The organism is Brachyspira pilosicoli (assembly GCF_019402445.1).
Taxonomy (GTDB): Bacteria; Spirochaetota; Brachyspiria; order Brachyspirales; family Brachyspiraceae; genus Brachyspira; species Brachyspira pilosicoli_B.
This window is the reverse complement of the sequence record NZ_SRZM01000164.1, coordinates 1-8652: the sequence shown is the minus strand read 5'-3', so window position 1 is coordinate 8652 and position 8652 is coordinate 1. Positions and strand designations below refer to the sequence as shown.

Below are 8652 nucleotides of genomic sequence, written 5' to 3'. Positions count from 1 at the left end.
CTAATTAAGAGGTATATTATGTATACATTAGGAATAGATTTAAGCACACAAAGTTTAACATTAAGTATATTAAATTATAAAACTTTAAAAAATGAATTAAATATATCTATAGCTTTTAACTCACTGCAAGAAATAAAAACTTCATCAATGAATAAAAATACTTTACTCATAGACTCCAAAATAGAAGGCAAAGCAGAACAAGATATTAATATTTTTTTGGCTGCATTAGATAAAGCATTGTCAGAACTAAAAGAAAAATGCAATGTTAAAGAGATTAAAGCTATTCAAATTTCTGCTCAGCAGCATGGACATGTTTATTTATCAGAAAATTATAAAAATAATTTAAATAAATTAAAAAGCAAAGAATATATAAATAAAAACTTAACAGAAATATTAAAAGATTCTTATTCATATAATGCAGCCCCTATTTGGAGAACTTCTTGTACACAAAAAGAAGCTAATGAACTTAGAAACTCTGTAGGCGGAAAAGAAAAAATGATTCAAATAACAGGATCAGATTCACCACTTAGATTTACAGGTGCAGTAATAAAATATAATTTTGATAACAACTTAGAATTAGAAAATAATACATATAAAGTATTTCTTCTTAATACATTCATAGCTTCTATTTTCACTGCTAAAGATGATATTAGTGCAGATTTTGGAAATGCCTCTGGTATGAGTTTAATGGATTATACAAAAAAAGAGTGGAATGATAAACTACTTAACACTGTATCAAATAATCTAAAAGAAAAATTAGGAAATATAGATACCCCTTCAGCATTAGCTGGAAATATAACAGAATATTTTATAGAAAAATATGGTTTTAGCAAAGATTGTTTAGTAGGCATAGGAAGTGGGGATAATCCTCAGACTAAAGTATTATATAAAGGAGATATACTATCATTAGGAACTAGCTTTGTGTATATGCTCAACATAGATGAAAACACAAGAGATTTTTCTGGTGTATCTAATGCTATGTATGATGGAATAGGAAATCCATTTATGATATTTTGCCGTACTAATGGGGCTATGGTTTGGGATGAAATAATGAACTTATATCATAAAAATTATAAAGATATAACAGAATCATTGTCTAAAAATATAAATAAATTACCTATTATGATATATCAAAAAGAAAATGAATCTGTACCTATAAGCAAATCTTTTAATATAAAAAGATATTATGATGATATTTCTTTTGATAACGATTATAAGGGTATTGTTTTAAGTTCTTTAGGATTAGTTGCTTCATATTCCAAAAAGTTTGCTTCAGAAAAAAAAGCTGCTAATTTATCTGTTACAGGAGGTCCTACTAAGGATAAAGAAATATTAAAAATAATTGCTAATATTTGGCAATGCCCTATAAAAATACTTCCTTCTGGAGGTGCTTCTCTTGGAGCGGCAATAAGTGCTGTATTATTATTAAAAGAAAATATTTCTCTAGATGATATTAGAGATTCATTAATAGATAATACTGTAATAGAACCTGATTATAATTTATCAAATAAATATGATAATTATTTAAAATCTATGAATGAAAAATTTAATGAAATAATTAAAGATTAATTTTTAATTAATACTTAAAAGAAATTTCAACTAAAAGAAGATAAAGAAATATTACTCTAAAAGCTTAATTATATTTTTATTATTTTTTTGTTTAGCATAAAATAATGCATCATTACCGTCATTATTTACTATATATTTATCAGCATTAGCATTCAAAAGCAAAGCTACAACTTTTGTATGCCCTTCCATAGAAGCTAATATTAATGCAGTATTACCCGCCTCATCTTGAACATTTAAATTAACATTTTTAGCTATCAATTTTTCAACAATATCATCATCACCAAATATTGATGCATCTAAAAGAGTTTCTTCATCTTGGGTGAGCGTATATGCTAAATCGAAAGAAAAGAATATAAACATTATTAAAAAAAGATATTTTTTCATAACAAGTCCTATATAAAAAAACGACTCTTAAAAGCTTTTTAAGAATCGTTTATTAAAAGATGTGGAGGTTATGGGGATCGAACCCACGACCTACTGCGTGCAAGGCAGTCGCTCTCCCAAACTGAGCTAAACCCCCGTATATGTTAAAGAACCTGAGCGTGTGGGCCTGGGAGGAATTGAACCACCGACCTTTCGATTATCAGTCGAACGCTCTAGCCATCTGAGCTACAGGCCCTTTTTTTTATCTTTAATATGTTGTATAATATAACATATTACAAAAAAAATAGCAAGCTTTTTTCTAAAATATTTTTTAAAAAACTTCTATACACTAATGGAGAGATATATGAATTTTAAAATTTCTAAAATAATGGCTAAAAAAGACTTTCAAAAAGAGTTCTCTGATTTTATGTTGAAGGCTGTTTCTATTCCTAATGTGATTAGTTTTGCAGGTGGTATGCCTAACCCAATTTCTTTTCCAAATAAAGAATTAAAAAAAGCATACTCTTTTGTAATGGATAATCATTATAAAACAGCTTTGCAATATGCAAATACTCAAGGATATATTGAATTAAGAAAAATAATAGCTCAAAGATACAAGACTAAAGAAAATATTAATTTGGAAGCAGAGGATATATTAATAATTAACGGAGCACAACAAGGATTTGATATAATATCAGCTGTTACACTAAATGACAATGATAATGTTATAGTGGAAGCTCCAACTTTTTTGGCAGCAATTCAAACATTTAATTTGTATAATGCTAAAATACATAGCGTAGAAATAAACGATGAAGGAATTAATTTAGATGAATTAAAAAATATACTCAAAAAATATAAATCAAAATTATTTTATACAATTCCAAATTTTCAAAACCCAACAGGTTTAACGTATAATAATGCAACAAGAAAAATAATTGCAGATATGATAAAAAAAACTAACACCATACTTATAGAAGATAATCCATATGGTGCTTTGAGATTTAAAGGAGAAAATCAAGAATCATTTTTTAATTTACTAAATGAACAAGTAATATTAATGGGTTCTTTTTCAAAAACAATTTCACCTGGTATAAGAGTTGGATGGATTGCTTCAAAAAATAAAGAGTTCATGAAAAAAGCTATAGAATACAAACAAATACTTGATGTTCACACTAGCATGCCTGACCAAATGGCTATTGCTCAATATATAAATAATAGTAATTTTGATAAGCATATAGAAAAAATAAGAAAACTTTACCATAAACAATGCAATGCTATGATTAATGCTATAGAAAAATATTTTCCAAAGGAAGTAAAATATACAAAACCTGAAGGAGGTATGTTTATATGGGTAGAACTTCCAAAAAATATCAAATCTGTAGAATTAGCAAATGAAACTATAAAAAGAAATGTTGCAATATCCCCTGGAGACCCTTTTTATAATAAAAAAAGAAATGTCAGCACTTTTAGATTGAGTTATTCAAACTGTTCTGTAGAAAATATTGATAAGGGAATGAAGATAATAGGCGAAACTATAGAAAAAATGCTTAAATCAAAATAAATTAATAATTAGGAACAAAAAAAATGAAAGATATAAGAGTAGAAAAATTAGCTTACAATTTAGTAAACTATTCATGCAGATTAAAAAAAGGGGAAAATGTTTTAATAAAGGTTTATGGAGAGGGAGAAGAAAGAAGCTTAGTAATGGCTATAATACAAGAAGTTTATAAAATTGGTGCTAATCCTTTTGTATGGAATCATGACCCTCAGATAATGAGAGAACTATTAAAAAAATGTAATGATGAGCAAATAAAAACTTGGGCAGAATCAGATTTAATGTTAATGAAAAAAATGGATGCATATATTGGTGTTTGGGGAGGCAACAATAATGCTGAAAACTCTTCAATTAAAGAAGAAAATTATAAAATATATGAGAAACTTTATTTAGACCCAGTACATATGCATCAAAGGGTAAAAAACACAAAATGGGTTGTATTAAACTACCCTACTTCTTCTATGGCACAGCAGGCTTCTATGAGCACAGATGAGTTTGAAGATTTTTATTTTAAGGTTTGCAATTTAGATTATTCAAAGATGGATAAGGCTATGGATAATTTAGTTAGTCTTATGAATAAAACTGATAAAGTAAAAATTATAGGAGAAGGTACTAATTTGGAATTCTCTATAAAAAATATACCTGCTATAAAATGTGCTGGAATAATGAATATACCAGATGGCGAAGTGTTTACTGCTCCTGTGAGAGATTCTGTTAATGGAGTTTTATCATATAACACTCCTTCATTATATAGTGATGGATTTACTTACGAAAATATTAAATTAGAGTTCAAAAATGGAAAAATACTAAATGCATCTGCAAATGATAATGAAAGAATAAATAAAATATTTGACACAGATGAAGGTGCTAGATATATAGGCGAGTTTGCTATTGGAGTTAATCCGTATATAACTAAACCTATGAAAGATACTTTGTTTGATGAGAAGATTATGGGAAGCTTCCATTTTACTCCTGGTGCTTGTTATGATGAAGCTCCTAATGGAAATAAATCTACTATACACTGGGATTTAGTTTGCATACAAACTAAAGAATATGGCGGAGGCGAGATGTATTTTGATAATGTATTAATTAGAAAAGATGGTGTATTTGTTATAGATGAACTAAAATGTTTAAATCCTGAAAACTTAATATAATTATTTTTAATAAAATATACAAAAAAACAAGGGGTAATTAAAGCCCCTTGTTTTTATTAATTTAATAATAAAATATTATTTATTTTTTATTTCTTTATACTATCAAGACCTTTTTTTATCTTTTTATAAATATCTTCAGGTGTTTCATTTTCAAGACTTTCAACATCTATTATATAAACCTTATCTTTGTAATATTCTAATACAGGCTTACTTTGACTTTCAAAAACTTTTATTCTATTTTTTATAGTTTCTTCATTATCATCAGAACGACCTCTATTTAAAAGCCTTTTTATTATAATATTTTCAGCAACACTAAGATTAATAATAGCATCAATTTTATAATTTAATTTTTCTAATAATTTATCTAATTCTTTAGCCTGCTCCATAGTTCTAGGATATCCGTCAAGCATAAATCCCTTTTTACAATCATCTTTTTTAAGCCTATCAAAGAGCATATCTATAACTAAACTATCAGGAACCAATTCTCCCTTATCCATATATCCTTTAGCAGTCTTTCCAAGCTCAGTACCATTTGCAATATTTTCTCTAAACATATCTCCTGTAGAAATATGAGATATAGAATATTCTTTTTCTATTAACTCAGATTGAGTACCTTTACCAGAACCAGGTGCCCCTATAAAAATAATATTAATCATAGTTTTATCTCCTAATATTGTATATTATTATAAATAGTATAATCAATAAAAATATATTGTCAAATAAATTATATAAAATTACCACCGATAAGTATATGCAATATTAGCTCCTCCATAACCTCCGGAAAAAGTAAGCTCTTCTACAGCAAAATTACTCTCATTAACCCAAAGCATATAATATATTCCCGCAGTTAAAGCAAAAACTCCAGTGGCTACCAAACCACCTATATATATATTAAAAGCAGTATTATATGTAGTTAAATCAACAGGAGGTCTATTTGGAGCATTTTGATATTTATCATAATAATTAATCATAGTATAATCAAGTATTTCATTAGCATATATATAAGTACCAACAGAAAAAATAGTACTTGCTATAGTGAGCCCTAAAAATATTTTTGTATTTCTTTCATAATTTTTAAATACCACATCTACCCAAGTAGGTTCATAAAAGCGTTTCATATTTGGTGTTAAATCTAAATAATTCGTGCTTTTTACTGTAAAAGTACCATAATAGTCTATATAATTAGTATTGGTAATCTTTATAGAATAAGTACCAAATCCAAAATCTTCATATATAAAATCAGCTGGCTTTCTTTTTATTCCATTAATAACCACTGAACTATTTTCTCCACCTGGTATATTAATTTTTACTTTAGCAGTATTAGTCATTTCAATCATACTAAAATTAAGCATTATATCTTCATTTGTTTTTTCAAAAGAAAGCATAGTATCTATTGTTTCGTATAAATCTTTTTTAATTGTAAATCTATGGGCATTAGTAGTTAAAGTGGGCAAATATAAAGTATCTCCGCTCATTCCAATCAATGCATTATCAACATAAACGAATGCCCCCTCAGGCTCTACATCAATGGCAATAGTGCCAGTCTTATCTACATAACTAATTCTATTTGCTATATCCAAAGCATAAATAGGAATCTGTTCATCTATTTTTGCCTCAGATACTTCTATACTATAAGTATTTATTTTTCTCTCTTTCACATACGCTATAGAAGTTATCACACTAATATTTGGTCTTTTATATTCAATGCTTCCAAATATAACAACATCAGCATCTCTTTTAAACACCTCTTTTTTTATATCATCTCCTGTATACTCATAAAAATATCCACCAAGCTCTATATTTTGTATAAAATCATTGGTATTTTTTACTATAACATTGCTTCCATTATAATTTATAATAACCTCTTCATCATTAAGTTGAAAATATTTAGTTTCTGGCGTTATAAGTGTAACATTGCTTCTTAATCCACCCCAATTAGTATAATAGTAATACTCATAATTTGTAACAATTGCAGTATTACTAGAAGATTCTGTTGCAGTGTAGGTAATATTTGTAAATTGAAAAACTTTTCTTTCATAAGCTCTTTCAAAATCTACTGGGGTTAATTTTACATTGGTTGATGATTGAAGTCTTATAGTTTTATTATATTCTAATTGATTAGCTATTGCATCTGCTATTGCTAGAGTTAAATAGTTATAGTTTGTATTATCACTTAAATTTGTATATATAAATATTTCTATCTTTGCAGTATCTGATGCTGTATAATATGGACGCACCTCTTCTACTGTAATAGGTCTGCCACCAAAAGAATATAGCAGATTAGATATTATAAGAGTTAATATTAAAATATAATAATTTCTATGCATAGTTAATTTAATATAATTTTATAAATCTAATTTTATACTAAAAAACTTCTTTTATCAATATGTATATAAAAATATAATAAAACTTCTTGACAATACTATATCTTTTATATATCATAGCTTATTAAATGTTTTTATCTAACAACTATTATTTAATCGTATATACAAAAAAGGAAGCGGAATAATGAAATCAGTAAAAAGCGAAATAAAATATCCTATTATATTTATAATACTTTCTATACTTTTTTTTGCAAGCAATTTAACCTTTTCTTATCTTCAAATGGGAGATGTTATTCTCTGGGACATAAAAAATATTAAAGATGCTGTATTAAGTGGTAATTTATATTTTTGGAATAATGCTTATTTTACAATATCAGCACCTGCAACAGTGCCTATACACCCAAAATCTTTATTAATGACTATTCTGCCATACAAAATATATCCTCAAGTTACAATTATTTTTCATATAGCTGTAATGGGTTATGGATTATTTTTATTTTTAAGAGAAAAGAAATTATCAATAAATGCTTCTATGTTTGGGGCAATTGCTTTGATGTTTTCTAATGCAATATTTACTCTTATACTTCCTGGGCATTTAGGTAAATTTGAAACTTACTGCTATTTTCCTTTAGTTTTATATTTCTTATCAAAGGCAATGCATACTGAGAAGTGGAGAGATTTCTTTTTTACTGGTGCTTTTTTAGGCATTGCTTTTTTAGGTGGAGCTTTGGATGTGGCAATGTATTTTGCTTTATTTCTCTCTTGTTATTTTTTATATTTATTATACAGCAAAAAAAACAATCTTAAATTAATTGAATATATAAAAACTAATATTAAAAAAATAATATTGTTATGTGTAAAGTTTGCATTAGTTGCAGTATTTTCTTTTTTAATGTCTATACAAGTTATAATGGTTACGAAAAACACTCAAGACATGGGAGCTGCTGGGGTGCAAAATAAACAAGACTTATGGAATTGGGCTACAAGATGGTCTTATCCGCCTGAAGAAGTATTAGGATTTTTTGTACCTGGTCTTTTTGGATACTATTCTGGAAGCGAAACTCACCCATACTGGGGAAGAATAGCTAATATGAACGGAGAGCCAAAAACTTCAAACTTCTCTCTCACTGCTGTAAACATTGGATATATAACATTTTTATTTATAATATTTGCTTTATTTATAAGCAAGAAAAAATACAGTGAAAAATATTTTTGGATAGGTACTGCTTTATTCTTTTTGATAGCAAGCTTTGGAAGATATTTGCCTATTATATACGGAGCATTGTTTCAAATACCAATATTTAGAGATGCAAGAAACCCTAATAAATTTATAGAAATTATACCTATACCATTTGCAATACTTTCAGCATTTGCAGCAGATTATATATTCAAAGCAATAGAAGCAAAAAAAAATGATAAACTTCTTAAATACTTAGAAGATGAATATAGAGGAATAAGTGTAGCACAAAAAATAATGTATGCTGTATTAATTTTGTCTGTTGTATTTGCTGTTATCACTATACTATTAAACGGCTTTATACAAAATGCATTTCTTACTGACTGGCAAGATAAATCTGCATTAATAGCAAAAAATATATCAATGTCTTTTATAAGACTCACTCTAATATCATCTGTAACAACTCTTTTAATGATTAATTCTATTTCTTTAAAAGAGATAACATTAAAA

General features: G+C 27.0%; 6 protein-coding genes, 2 tRNA genes and 1 pseudogene. 4 read left to right on the top strand and 5 right to left on the bottom strand.

What is annotated here, in order from left to right; all coding sequences use genetic code 11:
* The first annotated feature begins 18 nt into the window (after positions 1-18).
* Positions 19-1569: an FGGY family carbohydrate kinase gene (locus E6A48_RS06390; protein ID WP_219709218.1), complete on the top strand. Its 1551-nt coding sequence runs from the start codon at positions 19-21 to the stop codon at positions 1567-1569.
* Between the two features lie 51 nt (positions 1570-1620).
* Here E6A48_RS06390 and E6A48_RS06385 read toward each other — a convergent pair whose 3' ends face one another.
* From E6A48_RS06385 to E6A48_RS06375, 3 genes are all read right to left on the bottom strand, one after another.
* Complete coding sequence (locus tag E6A48_RS06385) at positions 1621-1953, bottom strand: ankyrin repeat domain-containing protein (protein WP_219709217.1); 333 nt, start codon at positions 1951-1953, stop codon at positions 1621-1623.
* A 62-nt stretch (positions 1954-2015) separates the two neighbouring features.
* A tRNA-Ala gene (locus tag E6A48_RS06380) sits at positions 2016-2089 on the bottom strand.
* 25 nt (positions 2090-2114) lie between these two features.
* Positions 2115-2188, bottom strand: a tRNA-Ile gene (locus tag E6A48_RS06375).
* A gap of 108 nt (positions 2189-2296) precedes the next feature.
* Here E6A48_RS06375 and E6A48_RS06370 point away from each other — a divergent pair.
* Both E6A48_RS06370 and E6A48_RS06365 read left to right on the top strand, forming a co-directional pair.
* Positions 2297-3493 carry an aminotransferase-like domain-containing protein gene (locus E6A48_RS06370; RefSeq protein ID WP_219709216.1) on the top strand — a complete coding sequence of 399 codons (1197 nt, stop codon included), beginning with the start codon at positions 2297-2299 and terminating at the stop codon, positions 3491-3493.
* 23 nt (positions 3494-3516) lie between these two features.
* On the top strand, positions 3517-4641 hold the full coding sequence (locus E6A48_RS06365) for an aminopeptidase (protein WP_219709215.1): 1125 nt from the start codon (positions 3517-3519) through the stop codon (positions 4639-4641).
* A gap of 86 nt (positions 4642-4727) precedes the next feature.
* On the opposite strand, the gene E6A48_RS06360 is transcribed toward E6A48_RS06365, so the two are convergent.
* Both E6A48_RS06360 and E6A48_RS06355 read right to left on the bottom strand, forming a co-directional pair.
* Complete coding sequence (locus E6A48_RS06360) at positions 4728-5297, bottom strand: adenylate kinase (protein ID WP_219709214.1); 570 nt, start codon at positions 5295-5297, stop codon at positions 4728-4730.
* 78 nt (positions 5298-5375) lie between these two features.
* A complete protein-coding gene (locus tag E6A48_RS06355; protein ID WP_219709213.1) occupies positions 5376-6968 on the bottom strand; it encodes a hypothetical protein in 1593 nt (530 codons plus the stop codon).
* Between the two features lie 181 nt (positions 6969-7149).
* Here E6A48_RS06355 and E6A48_RS06350 point away from each other — a divergent pair.
* Positions 7150-8652 (top strand): annotated as a pseudogene (locus tag E6A48_RS06350) (hypothetical protein); the annotation flags it as partial.

Bases quoted from the DNA above. Each gene is read 5' to 3' on its own strand.
- E6A48_RS06390 (WP_219709218.1), top strand. From the start codon at position 19: ATGTATACATTAGGAATAGATTTAAGCACACAAAGTTTAACATTAAGT.
- E6A48_RS06385 (WP_219709217.1), bottom strand. From the start codon at position 1,953: ATGAAAAAATATCTTTTTTTAATAATGTTTATATTCTTTTCTTTCGAT.
- E6A48_RS06370 (WP_219709216.1), top strand. From the start codon at position 2,297: ATGAATTTTAAAATTTCTAAAATAATGGCTAAAAAAGACTTTCAAAAA.
- E6A48_RS06365 (WP_219709215.1), top strand. From the start codon at position 3,517: ATGAAAGATATAAGAGTAGAAAAATTAGCTTACAATTTAGTAAACTAT.
- E6A48_RS06360 (WP_219709214.1), bottom strand. From the start codon at position 5,297: ATGATTAATATTATTTTTATAGGGGCACCTGGTTCTGGTAAAGGTACT.
- E6A48_RS06355 (WP_219709213.1), bottom strand. From the start codon at position 6,968: ATGCATAGAAATTATTATATTTTAATATTAACTCTTATAATATCTAAT.